General features: G+C 38.0%; 15 protein-coding genes. 7 read left to right on the forward strand and 8 right to left on the reverse strand.

The genetic code is table 11. The annotated features are described in order from the left end of the window. Positions 1-115 precede the first annotated feature (115 nt). Positions 116-2,593 (reverse strand): zinc-dependent metalloprotease, encoded by a 2,478-nt coding sequence (locus tag Q0948_RS12675; RefSeq protein WP_298353318.1) that lies wholly within the window; start codon positions 2,591-2,593, stop codon positions 116-118. A 63-nt stretch (positions 2,594-2,656) separates the two neighbouring features. Beyond that, positions 2,657-4,129, reverse strand: coding sequence for a hypothetical protein (locus Q0948_RS12680; RefSeq protein ID WP_298353321.1), 1,473 nt, complete (start codon positions 4,127-4,129; stop codon positions 2,657-2,659). 153 nt (positions 4,130-4,282) lie between these two features. Here Q0948_RS12680 and yiaA point away from each other — a divergent pair, with 153 nt between their 5' ends. Further along, positions 4,283-4,744, forward strand: coding sequence for an inner membrane protein YiaA (gene yiaA, locus Q0948_RS12685; RefSeq protein ID WP_298353324.1), 462 nt, complete (start codon positions 4,283-4,285; stop codon positions 4,742-4,744). Between the two features lie 73 nt (positions 4,745-4,817). Here the strand turns inward: yiaA and Q0948_RS12690 are convergent, their stop codons facing one another. Continuing rightward, a complete protein-coding gene (locus Q0948_RS12690; RefSeq protein ID WP_298353328.1) occupies positions 4,818-5,204 on the reverse strand; it encodes a thiol-disulfide oxidoreductase DCC family protein in 387 nt (128 codons plus the stop codon). Positions 5,205-5,311: 107 nt separating this feature from the next. Between Q0948_RS12690 and Q0948_RS12695 the strand changes: the two genes are divergently transcribed. Together Q0948_RS12695 and Q0948_RS12700 are read left to right on the forward strand one after the other, a co-directional pair. After that, positions 5,312-6,115, forward strand: coding sequence for a helix-turn-helix domain-containing protein (locus Q0948_RS12695; RefSeq protein WP_038599307.1), 804 nt, complete (start codon positions 5,312-5,314; stop codon positions 6,113-6,115). Between the two features lie 57 nt (positions 6,116-6,172). Beyond that, a complete protein-coding gene (locus tag Q0948_RS12700) occupies positions 6,173-7,336 on the forward strand; it encodes a serine hydrolase (RefSeq protein ID WP_298353332.1) in 1,164 nt (387 codons plus the stop codon). 5 nt (positions 7,337-7,341) lie between these two features. Here Q0948_RS12700 and Q0948_RS12705 read toward each other — a convergent pair whose 3' ends face one another. From Q0948_RS12705 to lysS, 3 genes are all read right to left on the reverse strand, one after another. Then, the gene (locus tag Q0948_RS12705; RefSeq protein ID WP_298353335.1) at positions 7,342-8,010 is read right to left on the reverse strand and encodes a transglutaminase domain-containing protein; all 669 of its coding nucleotides are present in this window, start codon (positions 8,008-8,010) and stop codon (positions 7,342-7,344) included. Between the two features lie 4 nt (positions 8,011-8,014). Further along, positions 8,015-8,425, reverse strand: coding sequence for a carboxypeptidase-like regulatory domain-containing protein (locus tag Q0948_RS12710; protein WP_298353338.1), 411 nt, complete (start codon positions 8,423-8,425; stop codon positions 8,015-8,017). Between the two features lie 277 nt (positions 8,426-8,702). Further along, positions 8,703-10,397 (reverse strand): lysine--tRNA ligase, encoded by a 1,695-nt coding sequence (gene lysS, locus Q0948_RS12715; RefSeq protein WP_298353341.1) that lies wholly within the window; start codon positions 10,395-10,397, stop codon positions 8,703-8,705. Positions 10,398-10,535: 138 nt separating this feature from the next. Here lysS and Q0948_RS12720 point away from each other — a divergent pair, with 138 nt between their 5' ends. The 3 genes from Q0948_RS12720 (at position 10,536) to lipB (ending at position 12,344) form a co-directional block, all read left to right on the forward strand. After that, positions 10,536-10,694 carry a YqaE/Pmp3 family membrane protein gene (locus Q0948_RS12720; RefSeq protein ID WP_081965011.1) on the forward strand — a complete coding sequence of 53 codons (159 nt, stop codon included), beginning with the start codon at positions 10,536-10,538 and terminating at the stop codon, positions 10,692-10,694. A 2-nt stretch (positions 10,695-10,696) separates the two neighbouring features. Continuing rightward, positions 10,697-11,545 carry a hypothetical protein gene (locus tag Q0948_RS12725; RefSeq protein ID WP_298353348.1) on the forward strand — a complete coding sequence of 283 codons (849 nt, stop codon included), beginning with the start codon at positions 10,697-10,699 and terminating at the stop codon, positions 11,543-11,545. 82 nt (positions 11,546-11,627) lie between these two features. Continuing rightward, positions 11,628-12,344, forward strand: coding sequence for a lipoyl(octanoyl) transferase LipB (lipB, locus tag Q0948_RS12730; RefSeq protein WP_298353351.1), 717 nt, complete (start codon positions 11,628-11,630; stop codon positions 12,342-12,344). Between the two features lie 35 nt (positions 12,345-12,379). On the opposite strand, the gene Q0948_RS12735 is transcribed toward lipB, so the two are convergent. After that, positions 12,380-14,836, reverse strand: a complete 2,457-nt coding sequence (locus tag Q0948_RS12735) for a hypothetical protein (protein WP_298353354.1) — start codon at positions 14,834-14,836, stop codon at positions 12,380-12,382. Between the two features lie 94 nt (positions 14,837-14,930). After that, entirely contained in the window at positions 14,931-15,569 is a 639-nt protein-coding gene (locus Q0948_RS12740) for a ribonuclease HII (RefSeq protein WP_298353357.1), read from the reverse strand. A gap of 67 nt (positions 15,570-15,636) precedes the next feature. Between Q0948_RS12740 and Q0948_RS12745 the strand changes: the two genes are divergently transcribed. Further along, on the forward strand, positions 15,637-17,643 hold the full coding sequence (locus Q0948_RS12745; RefSeq protein WP_298353360.1) for a putative porin: 2,007 nt from the start codon (positions 15,637-15,639) through the stop codon (positions 17,641-17,643). Positions 17,644-18,014: the final 371 nt, after the last annotated feature.

Below are 18,014 nucleotides of genomic sequence, written 5' to 3' on the forward strand. Positions count from 1 at the left end.
TTAATTTATGAACTCTAGAGTAGTCTGGTAACGAGAATTTTTTACATAAAAAAAGCCGACTGTCAACAACAGCCGGCTTATATGGGAAGGGGAAATCTTAGGGGTAAATTATCCCTTATTTAGGGTCAAGTATTAAATTGATACGCTCTACAAGATCTTCTGTGTGAATGCGACTCATACGATCACGCAGTCTGCTGTTTTGTAAATCACGTTTAAGATCTTTAAGCTCTGCACGTACTACGGCTCTAATGTCACTCTGGCTTACATCAATAGAAGTTCTAGTGCTAAAACGGCTAGAAGCTCCTTGCTCTCTAGTCATTAAGTATGCTAGACGCTCTACATATGCACGCTGTAAGTTACGGCGGTAGATGTCTATGGTGCTTCTTGACTTTAACTCACTAAAGAGGCCATCACGAGTATCTTCCATCATATCCATAAAGGTATATGCACTGTTGCCATTAAGAGTTTCGTTCTCTAGCATACGTCCCATTCTTCCAAAATCTAGAAGGTTGTTAAGCGTTCTAGTCTGGAAACGTCTTATACGTTCTACACTACCTGCATTTTCTATTTTATCAAAAATGTTTGTGTCTAGTAACCACTCTGGTGTCTCAAAAAGATTTTTTTGTAAGAAGGTAAGTGCTTCTTTTTGTTCCTCTTTAGGTACGTGTGTATATACAGCTCCATCTTGATCATACGTTTTATACATCTCATACACACCACCTACATTTGCGGCAACGTGACCCATATAGCGGTTATACTGAGAGAGTACTTGACCATACATTTTATCTAGCTCATCATAGTTTTGGCCCTCTTCTGCAGTCCAAGTGATAAGGTTAGGTACAATACGTTTAAGGTTTGCAATACCATAAGCACTTGCTTTCATAGCATCATCACCTAGATCTTCTGTTTGAGAGCTAGGATCTATGACTCCAAACTGCTGTCTCCCAAAACGGTACATAGGGTCTCCAGCGTGCTCTAGTATCCAGCTGTCTAAGGTTTTCTTTTCATCTTCTGCACTTTTTGCCTCAAGTATAGGGCGGTATCCCCACTTAATAGCATACTTGTCGTAGATACCTATGTTAGGCATCAAGGCTACATCACCATCACCTGGTTGTGCGATATAGTTAAAACGAGCATAATCCATAATAGAAGGTGCTGTTCCATACTTTTTTGTAAACTCAGGATTACGTAAATCATCTACAGCATATGCTACACTACTTCCCATATTGTGAGGAAGACCTAGTGTGTGACCTACCTCGTGAGAACTCACAAAACGAATTAATCGTCCCATAATCGCATCTTTAAACTCGTTAGATCTTGCTTCTGGATTAATCGCTGCTGTCTGTACAAAGTACCAGTTATGTAATAAGGTCATAACATTATGGTACCAGTTTATATCACTTTCTAAAATTTCTCCAGATCTAGGATCACTCACGTGAGGTCCATTTGCATTAGGAATAGGAGACGCAAGGTAGCGCACTACACTATAACGTACATCTTCTGGGCTCCAGTCTGGATCTTCTTCTACAGAAGGAGGATCTGCCGCGATTATGGCATTTTTAAATCCAGCAGCTTCAAAAGCTACTTGCCAGTCTTCTATACCTTGTTTGATATATGGCACCCATTTTTTTGGTGTTGCTCTATCTATATAATAAACGATTTGCTTTTTAGGCTCAACAAGCTCACCTCTTTTAAAGGCTGCCATATCTTCGTCCTTAACTTCTAGTCTCCATCTGTCTAAGTAACGTATGGTCTTACTTTTTTGTAAGTCTAGACCGTAATCTGTTTGCCCGCGGCCAAACCACCCTACACGCTCATCAAACATACGGCGTTGCATAGGTACTTCTGGTAATAAAATCATAGAGTTACTCATCATAAGTGAGAGTGTACCCGTAGCATTATTAGACGGTAATGCACTACCGCTGTATGTTTTTACGGTACGTACTTCTATGTTTTGCGGGTAACTTCTTATTGTATCTATGTAAGAGCGCTTTGCATCTAGCTTAGAAACCTTAAGACTTTTGCGACGTCTCTGTGGTAAACCTAGCGGTTTAACATCTGTTTCAAATAAAGGGCTCGCGTCTATCACAATATTCTTATTGCCAGAAACAGAATCCTTCTTATATGCCTTTACATCAAAAGCATACAGCACTGGCTCAAAATTACTGTTCTTTACAGCCTCAGAAATAGGAAGTGAGTCTGCGGCATAAATTTGATGTGACACCACACGTAGTAACACTTTTTTATCTTTTACTTCCCATCGTAGTACAGAGGTGTTTTGTTTTCCTCCCCCAAAGCCAAGTCCTGTGGCAGTCTTTGCAATACGAGTGACCATAAGCATCTCGCGACCCATCAATGTGTCTGGAATCTCATAAAAGTACTTGCCGTCTAGTTTATGTACGGTAAAGAGACCTTCGTCTGTTTTTGCTTCTTTTGTGATTACTTTGCCATAAGGTTTTATGGCACCTTTCTTGTCTTTTTTTGCAGATTTTGAGGCACTTGCCTTACTGGCAACTTTAGATTGTGATGCGCCACAACTCGCAATTGTAATAGCTAGTAGTGTAGCAATTACGTAGGATAATTTTCTATTCATTCAATTGGATGTTTTACAAGGGTAAAAGGTACTGCCCAGAACCCGCCTATCTTGTTAAGAAAATCATAACAAGTGAAGGGTAGTGTCATAAAGTGGTGTATTGTCAAGCTTAGATTTTATCCAGGCAAAAAAGCTCACCATAAAGATGTCTTCTTCTTTAAGGGTGGAGGTGGTAAAGTTATTTTTTACGCTTTCGCGAAAGCGGTCTTCATCTATCACAAGAGGATTATTATGCATAGCTGTGTAAACTGCAATAAAAGAATGTAACCTCGCCTCAGAGCGAATAATAGATTTATGCTTGCGCTTAAAACTTCTCAAAGTAGCGTGCGCCAGATCTACATACTCTAGTTCATAATAAATAATAAGGGTGAGAAGATCTCTTTTTATTAACCAGTCTTTGCCTAATTGCGTCTCATACCATTGGTCTGAGTGTTTTAATTTATTAAGCTGGCCTAAGGCTTCTTTAAATAAACCTTGCTGGGTGAGAAAAACAACAAGCGCTAGTCTGGTGTCTGGGTGGGATTTTCCTTTAGTATTTTTTATGTATTCTTCTAAAGAGGTGATGGCGGTTGTATAACTGCCACTATAATTCATAACAAAACTGTGTATGAGTAAGTAGCTTTCGCGAAAGCGGGATTCCCATTTTCTTCTATCTGCACCTATTTGCTCGTCCATAAGCTTGAGATATGACTGAGCCTGTGTAAAATCACGCACTCTAAAATGTGCATTTGCCATAAAATAGAGGACCTGTATATGGTAAAAACGATGCTTTGCAGCAACGTGATCCTTCTGCTCTATAAGTTTATAAACCTTTGTTATAAAAGGTAATGCCTTGCTAAAGTTATGATCTAGATGTGCTGCTGTATTAATAATCTCAAGGAGTTGATAAAGGGATTTGTAGGTAAGATCTTTTTGTATGTCTATTTTAAAATCTGCTAGAATTTGTTCTATAGTTTCTTGTACGCCTTGTTGTAATAGGGCTGTGTTAAACTGGACGGTTCTCTTAATGTGAGCATATGCCATATTGAGCCTTTCTTGCTGTAAAAAGAGCTTGTGACACCGCTGTGCCGCTGCCACAAGCTCAGGTAGATCTTGCTCAGGGTGAAGGTGGCTGTATTGTATTTGTGTATGATATGCCTCGACTAGTGCTGTGTAGAGGTCTAGTTGTTTTGCTCTTTTAATAGCTTTTTTGAGTAGTTTATGGGCAGGGTCAATCTGGTCTTGCTCATAAAGTATACGTGCTGTAAGTATCCACTTAAAGATGGTCATATCTTCTGAGGTTTCTGTCTCAAAACTGCGTGTAGCAATAAAATCTATGAGTGAGTCTTGCAGTCGCTTTGATAATGCGTGATAGGCATTTCTGTTTGACGAGCCATATAATGTGGTGATGATATCATTTACAGGTACTCCTTTACGCAAGAGAATATAGAGTTCTGTGTTTTTTGTGTCCTTTCTTTTATTTCTGGAGCGTATGTATTGTATAAAAAGATCACTTTCTTCTTTAGAAAAACTAGTAATAATAGAAAATAATGACATTTTATATCGTAAGTTATATGTGTATAAAAGCTTATTTTGATTGTATAAATATAATATTAGTATATTATATATCGTAAGTAATAATGAAATTATTGATTTTTTGATGTGAGGTTGGGTTGCATCTTTGACCTCGTTAAACAACAACAAAACATTATGGAAAATCAATTTGAAACACCAGTAACTGAGAAGAAAGTAAAAGAAAAACCTTCATTTTCAAATAAGCCTACCGGCGCTTTTATAAGTGCATCTTGGAGTGCCTTATTTGTTGGGATGATATCGTTTTGTGTAGGTTTATGGAACGCAGATATGTATCTCAATGAAAAAGGATATTATTTTACAATTTTACTCTTTGGTCTTTTTGCAGTAGTCTCTGTGCAAAAAAGTGTACGCGATAGGCTAGAGGGAGTACCTGTTACAGACATTTATTATGGCATAAGTTGGTTTGTGACCATTATTTCAATCTTATTACTCGTAGTAGGTTTATGGAACGCAGATCTAGAGTTAAGTGAAAAAGGTTTTTACGGGATGTCATTTACACTAAGTCTCTTTGCTGCTATTGCAGTTCAAAAAAACACGAGAGATGTAAAATTTATAGATAATCAAGAAGATAAGTAACAAAATGCGGTGCTCTAGAGCACCGCATTTTGTTGTTTGATAACCCGATGCTCCCTAGGGAGTGTTGGGTTTATTATTTAAAATTAATAGTACAAGAGGAAGATGTACCAAACCATCGTACCCTATTACGAGAAGCCGTACGGTATACAAAGTCTCTAAGCATTCTAGGTATAAAAGCGAGTAAGGCGGCAACACGCTGCCACTTTGGTATTTTTGATACAATCTTTAAAAACCCATCAGAGTGTGTGTGCAATACATTATTATCTATAAGAATTACCGTGTCTAGACTATCTGTAGGTCTGTTGTTATCTCTCAAAATATGTTGACCTCTGGGAGATTGATACGCTACAAATTCAAAGAGATCTGCTGGAGCAAATTTTAATAACCACCCCACAACGCCATTGCAAAGGTTACACTCTCCGTCAAAAATTATAAGGCTCTTAGTAGTTGGACTCTTCATAGTAAATCAATTTTGTAATTAACCAATGAGTCGAAAAAAAATAGTAAACTTTTCAAAAACAGTTTTTTAAGAGTAGGTTTCTATTTTTTAATGAGTAGCTTGGTCTTATGATTTTTGAGCCACATATAGCAGAGGTAAAAAAGCACATAGACCATTACTGGATTGTAAAAGATGCTGCGCTCTTGTCTATGGGAAGCCCCACAATGTATGCATACCCTGGCATTACTCCAGATATGATTATTGTGCTAGATGGTCATTACACAATGAGCTATATGGGGAAAACTTATACATCTAATAGAAGTAAGCTGTATAGCTTTATTCATAAGGAAGTGGTTGTAGATCTCTCGCATCTCAAAAGCTGTATCATCATAAAATTTAAAAGCAGGGGACTGTCTTCGCTCAAACCATTTTTAGATCTCAAGACAGAAGCCATTATGAAAGACAGTGTCGCCTTTGCTGATGATGTTTTTGGGATGGATGTCGAGCTACTTAAGATTCATCTACTCACATTATCACCCTCAGAAATTGCAAGCGAATTAGATCAATGGTTTGCAGAGAGGTATAAAAAGGAGCGAGAAGGTTTTGTAGTAGCAATGGCACAAGAAGTGAGCGCTAGTTGTGATATACAAACTATTATAAAGGCTACAAATTACTCATATTCTACACTAGAGCGTCACTTCAAGAGAGATACAGGTCTCACTCCAAAAAAGTTTCAATCACTCCAGCGATATAAAAAAGCCATACGAGAGTTATATGTCACTCGTAATAGCGACTGGCAGCATTATGTAGTAAAGTATGGATATTACGATCAGAGTCATTTTATTAAAGAGATAAAAAGATATACAAATCATACACCGTCGCAACTCCTAAAGACACCATCTTTTATAGAAGTAAGGCCTAACTATTTTTGACGAAAATTTACAATGACCGCTTTCGCGAAAGCGTAATCTTTGTAAAAAATAACACGAATGAAATATATCCCATACCTAATTGCACTTTGTTTTATAACCCTAAGCTGTAACAGTACACAAGAGGTAAACTATACTCAAGATACTGATAAGCAGCTGCAATTTTTTCTAGATGACACTTTTACTGATACAAAGCAAGATGTAACCGGTGTCTCATTATCTGTAATTGCCCCTTTTGCCGAAATAGATTTTTCTGGAGCGGCTGGATATGATAGTATAGATAAGGATGCGTTGTTAAAGGCAAATCAGCCTTTTAGGATAGCGAGTGTGACTAAGGTATTTGTAGCCGTGGCTATATTACGTCTGTATGAGCAAGGAGAAGTATCGCTAGAAGATGCTATCTCAAAATATATCTCTGAGGAGCATATCGCATTACTTAAAAAGGGGGGTTATGACCCAGATAAAATAACTATACGCCACTGTCTAGGTCATACAAGTGGTTTATATGATTATGCAGAGGGAGGACCAGAATATATAGAAGCCGCCTCAAAAACTCCAAACAAAATATGGAGCCGTACAGAGCAAATACAATTTGCAATAGATAATGGGAGTCCTTATGCTGCTCCCGGAGAAGAAAATAATTATAGCGATACAGGTTATATCTTACTTGGCGAAATCATAGAGCGCACAACTAAGCTCGATCTTGCGGCTGCACTTAGGTCATTACTTAAGTTTGACGAGCTAGGTATGACGTCTACCTATTTACAAAGTCTAGAAGAACCTACGCAAGAGTTACCACAAGAAGTGCATCGCTATGTAGGTAGTCTTGATGCTACAAAGTGGCATAATTCTGTAGATTTATATGGAGGAGGTGGTCTGGTTTCTACTACAAGAGATTTAAGTGTATTTCTTCAAGCGGTTTTTAATAATCGTGTTTTTGAAAATAAAAATACCTTAGACACAATGCTATTACTAGATGGCAAGTATGATGAAGGAAATATCCCTAAGCAGCGTCTAGGTTTTGATAGCTATTACAGTAAAAAACTAGACGTGGAGACCTATTTGCATTCTGGTTTTTGGGGAACGCTGTTTGTTTATATCCCCAGTTTTAATGCTAGTATAGCAATAAATAATACACAAGATGGTGATGTAGATGGTGATGTGTTAACAAACGTAATTTATTACCTGCAATGGCTAGATAAACAACCCAGTGGTAAAATGTAATGTCATTATTGCATTACAAGTAAGTCGTTCCATTGTTCATTAGTAGCGTGATGCTTTTTTAAAAACTCCTCTGGTTCCATTAAAAAGTAGCTAGGGTCAAAGTCGTAAATAAAAAGCTGGCTTTTTACATCAGTATATCCACTAGACCAGGTAGCATCGCATACATACCATTTCCCGTTAAGTCGTACGCTATTCCACGCGTGATTTGCAATAAGTTTCCCATTTGATTTAAAAGTACTTGTAGGGTCATATCCATTTATGACCTCACAAGTAATTCCAGATAATAGGGCAAGCTTTTTAATTAGATAGGCATATCCCGTACACAGGGTTTCCTTATCATTAACTAACGTCGTAAGAACTTCTTGCTTAAATAAAGAACGCTTGGCATCTGAGTAACTTTTATCTAGATACATCTTCTTGCTCTTGCGTGTAAGTGCATCATTGCCTTTTATATTATGAGTAACCCAGTAATAGATTGCTCTAAATTTTTCAACATCTGTAGTAAGCGTTAAGGTGAGTTTGTGGCTTAATAGTGGGAGATTATATAATTCTTCACCTTCAAGAAGTGATGCCTTATAATCGGCAGTTGTAAAGTCAATGTGTGCAAAGTCTGAGCGCTGTGCACTTGTCACTGTTGTGAAGATGAAGAATATAAAGAACGTAAGCTTGTACATATAGTTACATAGATTTAGGTATAGCTTTCTTTTGGGCAGGTGCAGTTCTCAAAGCTCCTACTATAACAATGGCTGTACCTTCTAAAAATGGTTCGATGTAGGTAGTGCCACGTTCAATTTTTACCTCCATATCTTCAAAAGCCATTGAGCTTACGATAAGAACATCATTATCCTTAAGCGGTTGCGGAAAGGTAAAAGCGCCATCTTCATCTGCCATAACACCTATGTTTGTGCCTTTGAGAACGATTGCCGCTCCCGGTACAACGCTATTATGCGTTTTTACTACGCCAGATACCGTGCGCTCTACAGCTTGTGCTTGTGCCGTTTGAGATGTAAACACGAGGGCTAGCATCATACAGATAGTCGCAATGGCGCCTGTTACCTTCTTCTTTGTTGTGATGTGTTTTGTTTTCATAATAAATGTGTTTTTGTTTATATCAAAACTATGGGGAGATGCCCTTTCTTAAAATTATAAATGCGTAAATGCCAGTTATATGACTGTAAACTGTCCTTTTCACTTAGGGAAGTATAATGCTGCTAGGTGTAAGTGCGCTTTCGCGAAAGCGTAATAAATACCCATAAACTCATATAATGAAGATGTAGTTATCAACTATAACATTGAGCACATCACTAAAAATAAGAAAACCCCTGCCGATAGACAGAGGTTTTATATAGTAAGAAAGGCGGTTGCCTTAGTCTGCGATGGTTACAAATAGACCATCATCTGTTTTTGAAACTTTTGCGGCGCCCATTTTTGTAAGTCCTTTTATTCCTTTATCCCAAGCCTTGTTACTTAATCCGGCAGCTGTCTTTAAAGCACTAAGCTCCTGCGGACTTTCCTTTTTGAGTAGCTCATAAATGGCTTTTTCATTTTCATTAAGGTCAAGTGCTTTTTTCTCTGGTTTCATCTGTGGGAAGAAAAGTACTTCTTGTATAGACTGGTTATTTGTTAAGAACATTATTAAACGATCCATCCCTATTCCCATACCAGATGTAGGAGGCATTCCGTACTCTAATGATCTTAAGAAGTCATAATCTATAGAGGCTGTTGCCTCATCATCACCTCTCTTTGCAAGTTCTAGCTGTGCTTCAAAACGCTCTCTTTGATCTATAGGGTCGTTAAGCTCTGAGTATGCATTTGCAATTTCTTTACCACATACCATAAGTTCAAAACGCTCTGTAAGCTCTGGGTTGTCGCGGTGCTCTTTACAAAGCGGACTCATCTCTTTAGGGTAATCTGTAATAAAGGTAGGCTGTATGTAGTTACCCTCACACTTCTCTCCGAAAATCTCATCTATGAGTTTTCCTTTACCCATTGTATCATCTACCTCGATACCCATACCCTCTGCAGCGGCGCGTATCTCATCTTCGGTCTTACCGTTAATGTCAAAACCAGTGAAGTGCTCAATACTATCTGCCATAGTAACGCGGGCATATGGAGCTTTAAAGTCTACCTTGTGCTCTCCAAAGGTAGCCTCTGTTGTACCATTTACTGCAATGGCACAAGTCTCTAGTAATTGCTCACAGAAGTCCATCATCCAGTTGTAATCCTTATAGGCTACATAAATTTCCATTGCGGTAAATTCTGGATTGTGCGTACGGTCCATTCCTTCATTTCTGAAGTTTTTTGAGAACTCATATACTCCTTCAAAACCACCTACAATAAGACGCTTTAAGTATAACTCATTTGCGATACGCATATATAATGGCATATCTAGTGAGTTATGGTGCGTTATAAATGGTCTTGCAGCTGCACCACCTGCGATAGGTTGTAATACTGGTGTCTCAACCTCAAAGTATCCTGCGTCGTTAAAGAAATTACGCATTGCGTTAAAGAGCTTTGTACGTTTTACAAAAACTTCTTTTACGTGCGGGTTTACAGTAAGGTCTACATATCGCTGTCTGTAACGCATCTCTGGATCTGTAAATGCATCGTGCACTTTACCTTCATCATCTGTACGTGGTTGTGGTAATGGCTTGAGTGCTTTACTTAATAGCGTGAAGTCTTTTACTAGCACAGTGATCTCTCCTACCTTAGTGGTAAACATCTCACCTTCTATACCTATAAAGTCTCCTATGTCAAGAAGCTTTTTATAAACCTCGTTATACTTAGATTTATCTTCTCCTGTACAGATTTCATCACGGTTAAAATATACTTGTATGCGACCTTCACCGTCTTGTATTTCGGCAAAAGAGGCATTTCCTTGTATACGTCTTGACATTAGCCTTCCAGCCATTACTACTTTTTCACCTTCTGTGTAGTCATTTTTCGCTTTCGCGGAAGCGTGAGTCACGTGATATTGTGCTGCGGGATAGGGGTTGATTCCTATTTCGCGCAAGCGAGATAATTTCTGGCGGCGTACTTGTTCTTGTTCTGACAGTTGCATACGGTAATTTTTAAGCTTGCAAAGATAGTCATAGCAGGGTCAGAAACGAAATGCTTGTAACAATTCTAATAATATGTAGACATATTAAGTACATCAATCAAGTGTTACCTTTGTGGTAACCTATCAAAATCAAATTATATGAGTATCTGGCGTGTCTTACTAGCCATCTTTTTTCCGCCCCTTTCTGTTATAGGTAAAGGGTGTGGGTCTGTATTAATAGTTTTCTTACTTTGGCTCTGTGGCTGGGTGCCCGGCGTGATTGCAGCACTCGTTATTTTAAACAATCCCAAAAATTAAAAATGAATAAAAAAAATCACCTATCACTAGTAGTGCTACTTGTATTGCTGGTGAGTTGTAGTATGCAAGAGCGTATTGTCTTTAATGAAGATATGGGTGGTCGATATGAGTCTGTAGTAGACTTGTCTCAACTTATGGCGCTGGGAGCCCAAGGAAGACCAGCATCTGTAGACAAGAAAAAGGAAAAGATGGACACACTTGTTGTGTTTAATGATTTTCTGGAGACTTATAAAGATAGTATTGCAACCTTACCAGCGGCTAAACAAGAGGATATCAAAGCGCTAAGAGATTTCTCTATGCAAATGAATATAGACGAGGATAATGGTGTTATGGTACTTACCATCATAAAGGACTTCAAGCAGTTTAATGAGATAGAGCGCATCGCTTATGATATAGAGAAGGTATTTGATACAGCAAAGAAAACAACACCAGGAAGTGAGAAAGCTACTAGCAGTCCTGCAAGTAGTATGCTTAGTACAGATAAGGTAATATATACATTTACAGATAATACCTTTAGAAGAACAGACCCAAAAGCACTTGCAGAACATCTAGGTGAAGAGGTTGTCTTGTCACAAAAGACGCAAGAAACTATAGGGCAAAGCTCAAGCGGAGAAGTAGGAGATGAAAATGATATGATGTCTGGTATGCTCGCCCAGATGGATAAGGAGCTTAGTAAGTCTACAATGACACTTGAGTATGTGTTTCCTAGAAAGGTTATTTCTGTAACGCCAGATGGAGCGAGTATAGGAGCAGATGGTAAGACGGTTACTTTTGAAATAGACTATCACAGCTTGCTTAATAATAAGAGCAAGGTATTAGAAAATTTTGAGGTGGTTCTTGAAGAGCAGTAAGAGCTGTTTTTAACGATATTTTATAACCTCCTACCATCTGGTAGGAGGTTTTTTAATGTGAAGTAATTCTTACCTTTGCGGCGTGAATAAAAATATCATTTTTCAGGATTTAGGACATCGCGATTACAAGGAAACTTGGGACTATCAAGATGAGCTTTTTAAGAAAACGGTTGCGATGAAAATCGCAAACAGAAGAGAAGATGCAGGATTAGTAACTCCTAACCATTTTCTCTTTGTAGAGCATCCACACGTTTTTACGTTAGGTAAGAGTGGTGATATGTCTAACCTGCTTGTGAGCGAAAAAGAGCTAGCCGAAAAGAATGCTACATTCTATAAAATAAATAGAGGTGGTGATATTACCTACCACGGGCCGGGTCAGATAGTGGGATATCCTATATTAGATCTTGATAACTTCTTTAGAGATATAAATAAATATTTACGCCTACTTGAAGAGATGGTTATTCTCACTCTAGCCGAATACGGACTCAAAGCCGAGCGTTCTCCAGGGGAGACAGGAGTTTGGTTTGACGTAGGGACGCCATTTGCCAGAAAGATATGTGCTATGGGTGTGAGAGCGAGCCGCTGGGTTACTATGCACGGCTTTGCACTTAATGTAAATGCAGATTTAGGCTATTTTGACCTTATGATACCTTGCGGTATAAAAGATAAGGCCGTTACCTCACTTAATGTAGAGCTAGGGAAAGCTACAGTAGATCAAGAGGAGGTGAAGGCTAAGCTTAAAAAGCATTTTACAGCCCTTTTTGAAGCGGAGTTTGTTACTCCAGAAGTTGCAGAGTAATCTCCACATCTCTCAATTACTTGAAACCCATTTTACTAGTTTATTTTATAAATAAGGATAGACTTGTCACCACCCTGTGTGACAAAACCTAGTGACTTGTTTTTTTCTAGTAAACCTACAGAGGCTTTTGATGTGCCGTAAATAGGGAAGTTAGGAAGTAGATTTCCTTTGCTATCATATAGATACACCTCACTAGATTCTGTATTAGTAAGTGTGATGTATTGCTTTTTTGCAGCTTCAAAAACTTGTGGAGCACTATAAGAACCATAAGCTATTTCTTTTTTCTTACCGTTTATTAATAGTAGATTCTCTCGCTGCCCTACCGCAAGAGACTTGCCTAGCGCTATACGTGAGTCTGAGTCAAAATCTGAGATGGTCTGTACGACTTCTCCCTTTGTAGTGACTCTTACCTTCTCTCCGTTTACAGTATATGTTTCAAACGTATTTCTGTTTCTATAAACTGGTACATCACCAAAGTTTATATTTTTCTTTACCTCTATACGAGCTGTACCAGTACGACTCAAGATGTTGATTTTTCCATTGTTTTCGGCAATTACGATATAATCCTTATTTGCAATACGAATGTGTGCTGGCGGAAATATAACTGTACTCGTAGCTTCCTTAAAAGTAAAACCAGAAACAGGGCTTGCCTTTTTATCATACATAAGTACCTTTTCACCCTGCACAATTACAAAACGATAGTTGCTATTATTATCGTAATCAAATATCGCAAGTGGTTGTGTGATGGTGTCTTTAAAAGACAGTGGGTATGGTCCCACATCATTACCATTCCGGTCTAGAATGTAGAAAGACTTCTCTGTGGTGAAGGCTAGCTGTAATCTCCCGTTACGGTAGATGTCTACCTGCTGCATATCGCCCAGTATTTGACCATCCAGATCCTTTTGCCATAATACCTTACCGGCATTACTTATAAGGTATAGAGTGTTATTTATGTCTTGCACAACAATATCTTGTCCATCTGTACGATGATTTTTTACCAGCTGTGGAGACATTGTAATAGGTGCGCTAAGCTTCACATTTGCAATTTGTGCAATGCTAGCATCTGTAGTGTTGTCTTCATTTTTAAGTATTGTCGTGTTGAGCAGGAGGTAATCTTTCTCTTGCACGAGTTGTAGAGCGGCATAGTGATAGCCTTCTAGGGTAGTTTCTTTTAGGTTTTTTTGTCCCTGTTGAGATACAAGTCGCTGGTAGTTTTTGCTATCAAGGTTTGTGATGTGTAAGTAACTTGAGGCACGACTCAATGCGTTTTTTGTAGGAGCAAATGCCGCACTGGTAGCTAATATTGCTTGGTTCTGATAATTTGCAATAACAGTTTCTAGTGCTTCTTGATTTTCGGCAAAGAGATAAAAGTCATCTATTGTGGCATACATCTTTGGAGAAGAGAGGTTGAGTAGAGGTGAGTAAGCTTTCGCTAAAGCGGAAGCATTCTCAACTTCATATATCTTAACTTTTCTAAAGGTCGCTAGCTCTGACCCGCTTGCAAGCACATTATCTGTAACACTCACATCTGCCGAAACACCCACAATCACCGAACTCTTTGCAAGATGAATAACACCTATCTCTGTAAAACTAGCAAAGAGGTCTTCTTGCGGGATATTATATTGAGCAAGGTCTACTTTGAGCAAGTCTGCTTTATTAGATTTAAGTTGTTCCCAGCTATCATAGCTTATAGCTTCTACAGCTACGGCAGCGGTGGGAGTGATGCTAGTGATTCTGTTTACCGCAGGGTTTGTGTTCTTGAGTAGGGAGAGACGCAAGTTTGTAGAGTCTTGTACGAGTACTACGCCATTGAGACGTACATCATTTTGGTCAAGGTCAATATCTGCCGTGGCCCAAGTAAAGGAGTCTTTAAGTGCATTTACGCCAGCCGCAGGAAAGAGTGTTTTGTATAAATCTCCTCCTTCAGATCCTTTTATAAAAATAGAAGCAGTCGCACTGTTACTAGAAGAATTATAGGCGCGGTCAAACATAGGGTCTGTGTACGTTTCTCTATTTTTCTCTCTCAGTACGTTCTCAAGCAAAATTTTTGAGGTGCTTGCTATAAAAACATCGTTATATATAAGGTAATGAGCATTTGCTCCTAGTGACTTAATTTTTTTGTCATTGAGTGAGGCTTCTCTTATAAGTGTTGAGTCATTTTTAAAAAGGCCTAGGTGGTTTTTTGTAATAATGCTCAAATCGTAGGCTTTGCGCCCTAGCTTAGTATAGCAAAACAGTGTCTCTCCATCTGGTTGTACAGCTGCAAATGCGGCTTGGTTATCTACCAGTGTTTTGTATAGACTAGTGGTGCCAAGCTCTTGTATGAAATCATTATTGACTAGTGCACTTTTAAAATCTTTAAGATTTGTAGTTTTTACAACAACAGATGCCTTACGAGGAATGTATTTTGTGAGTGAAGACGAGTTCTTTGTTGAGGTTGTGCAGCTAGCTAGCAATACAACAACGGCAGAGAGGTATAATAGAATTTTCATAAATAGTAAAGACTGGTTGTTCAAAAATACAGTCTTGTGTGAGACCTACGGCCTTTGTGGTCATAATAATATTGACCACCTTTTCAACAGTATATTACTTATGGTCTTTAAAAGTAAAGTCTAGCGAGTATTGTTCGGGTAATAGTTTAAAGCTTTTGCGGTGGTATTTTGTAATACCATAGGTGCGTATCGCTTCTCGATGTTCTTTTGTAGGATACCCTTTGTTTTTTTTCCAGTTATACATAGGGTACTCTTCGTGTATGCGGTCCATAAATAGGTCACGCTCTGTTTTGGCAATGATAGATGCCGCGGCTATGGGGAGGTATTTTCCATCACCTTTAATAACAGTTGTGTGATCTAGGCCAGTAAATGCTTTAAAGCGATTACCGTCTACAAGTATGTGTTGCGGTTTTTTTTGCTTTCGCGAAAGCGTACCTATCATACCTTCAATACTACGATGCATTGCAGTGATAGAGGCGTTAAGGATATTAATGTCGTCTATTTCCTCCATCATCACGTGAGAAAAAGAGTAGGCAATTGCTTGTTGCTCTATAATAGGTTTGAGTAAATCACGTTTCTTCTCTGTGAGTTGTTTTGAATCTGTAAGAATCTCGTTTATAAAACTATCGGGCAGCATCACAGCAGCTGCCGTAACGGGTCCTGCAAGACAGCCACGACCAGCCTCGTCTGTGCCACATTCTATAAGATGAGTATGATATTTAAGTTTAAGCATATATTGAACGGGTCAAAATACTAGAATCGGTGCAAATAATGTAATTTTGACACATCAAATTGTTTATATGAATAAGATTTTTGGGTTTATTTTTTGTCTAGCGCAAGTAGCAGTCTTTGGGCAAACATCACCTATACAGCAAACACCTACATTGCAAAGAAGTGAAGGTCTTGGTGATAATAACGACCCGCTTAATGCTAGAGATGCAAAATCTACAAATATTAAAGAGTTTGAAAGACCACCTGTAGAGGATTATAAGATTATCTCTGTAAAAAGAGATACCTTATATGTAGATACTACTCTTACTATAGAAAAGGATTATAAATTTAATTACCTGCGTAAAGACCGCTATGGTTTATTGCCGTTTGCAAATACCGGGCAAACTAATAATACGCTCATACATCATTTTGATAACAGGCGCACCACGCCTGGCTATATTGCAAATGCTAGACACTTTGCTTATCAAGAGGTAGAAGATATAAAGTATCACTACCTACCTACACCACTCACAGAGTTGTTTTATAAGAGCGCTTTTGAGCAAGGACAACAACTAGACGCTTTCTTTACCCTTAATATACACCCTAGACTTAATATGTCTATAGCTTATAAAGGAGTGCGTAGCTTAGGTAAATATCAAAATGCATTAACCAGTTCGGGTAATTTTAGATTTGCAGGTAGCTATAACACAAAAAATAAGCGATACTATATAAAGGCACACTGGGTTGCTCAAGATTTAAGTAATCAAGAAAACGGAGGATTAACCACTTTAGGTATAGAGCAGTTTAATAGTGGTGACGAAGATTTTGATGATAGATCAAGATTGCCAGTAAACTTTGAAGATGCCGAAAATATACTAGATGGTACAAGAGTGTATGTAAACCATCACTATAATATTATTCAAAAACAAGATAGTCTTAAAGATTATAGTTTAAGAGTAGGTCACATTTTTAATAGCGAGAATAAATTTTATAGATATAGCCAAGATGCAGCAAATGATCTTTTTGGAGAAGCATTTAGACAATCCGACTTTTCTGATAGAACAGATCACGAAGAAACCTATAACGAACTTAACCTTGTTTATGAAGATAAAAAACTAGGGCAGCTCAAGTTTCAAGCAAATGCTACGTATTTTAATTATGGCTATGATGCAGTACTTATACAAGGTATAGATCAAGATGGTGATGGTATAGACGAGCAAACGGTAAGAGTACCTAATAGAATACAAACCACCACAATTGCAGTAGGAGGAGGGTATAAAAATAAAATAGGTGGTTTTGATATACTGGGAGATGCTCAAGTAAATGTCTCAGGAGATTTTGATGGATACAATATATATGGAGAGGCTGGATATGCTATAGATAAAGACAAGCGCTTTTCGGCAAGTATATTGAGCAATGCAAGACCAGCAGGATTTAACCATCTACTTTTTCAGAGCAACTATATAAATTATAACTGGTCTAATCAAGAAGCTTATGCAACTGTAAAGACTAATACACTCACGGCTCAGTTAGATTCAAAAAAGTGGGTAAACCTCAAAGCCTCTGCTGCTACTATAAAAGACTATGCATATTTTGCATTAGATCCTGTAGACTCACTTGTAAACTCTTTTCAAACCAGTGAGTCCATAAATCATCTTCAGGTCACAGCTAGTAAAAATATCAAGTATAAGAAGTTTAATCTAGATCTCACTGCCACATATCAAAACGTGAGTGGGGCAGAGGGTGTGCTCAATGTTCCAGACTTTGTGGGTAGAGGAAGCTTATACTTCACAGACCGTCTGTTTAAAAAAGCACTCTTTTTACAAACAGGTTTTACTGCAAACTACTTTACAAAGTATAATCTCAATGCATATGACCCTATACTTGCGGAATTTTATGTGCAAAACTCTCAAGAGTTTGGGAACTTTCCCCTATTAGACTTCTTTATTAATATGAAAGTTCGCCAGACCAGAATCTTTCTCAAGGCCGAACACTTTAATAGTAGCTTTACAGGTAACGACTTTTATAGCGCACCAGGGTATCCATATAGAGACTTTAATATACGTTTTGGTATCGTTTGGAACTTCTTTCTTTAAATAATTACGCTTTCGCGAAAGCTTAAGTAGATCCACAAAAAGCTCTATAATAAAACACCTTTACTATTTGTAGGAAGAAATTAGTCTTTATGGTCTATTTTCGGGTATCTTTTTTAGCAGTAAATGAGTGATAAAAATGCTTTAATAAAGAAATAATAAAGCTAGACTAAACAAGGTCAAAGGATTAGGTTTTTATTTGAATTAAATATCAAAAAATACTTGTCAGACTTGAACTTCTGTGTATCTTTGCCGTCCGTTTAAATGTGAGCGGTAGTTCTTATAAATGTTTGTTTAATTGGCTTTAAAATTTATTTCAAATTATTTTCAAAAGATAGTTTGTAAAGTCAAAAAAGGTTGTAGTTTTGCAGCCG

The sequence above is a fragment of the uncultured Dokdonia sp. genome (assembly GCF_947496725.1).
Classification (GTDB): Bacteria; Bacteroidota; Bacteroidia; order Flavobacteriales; family Flavobacteriaceae; genus Dokdonia.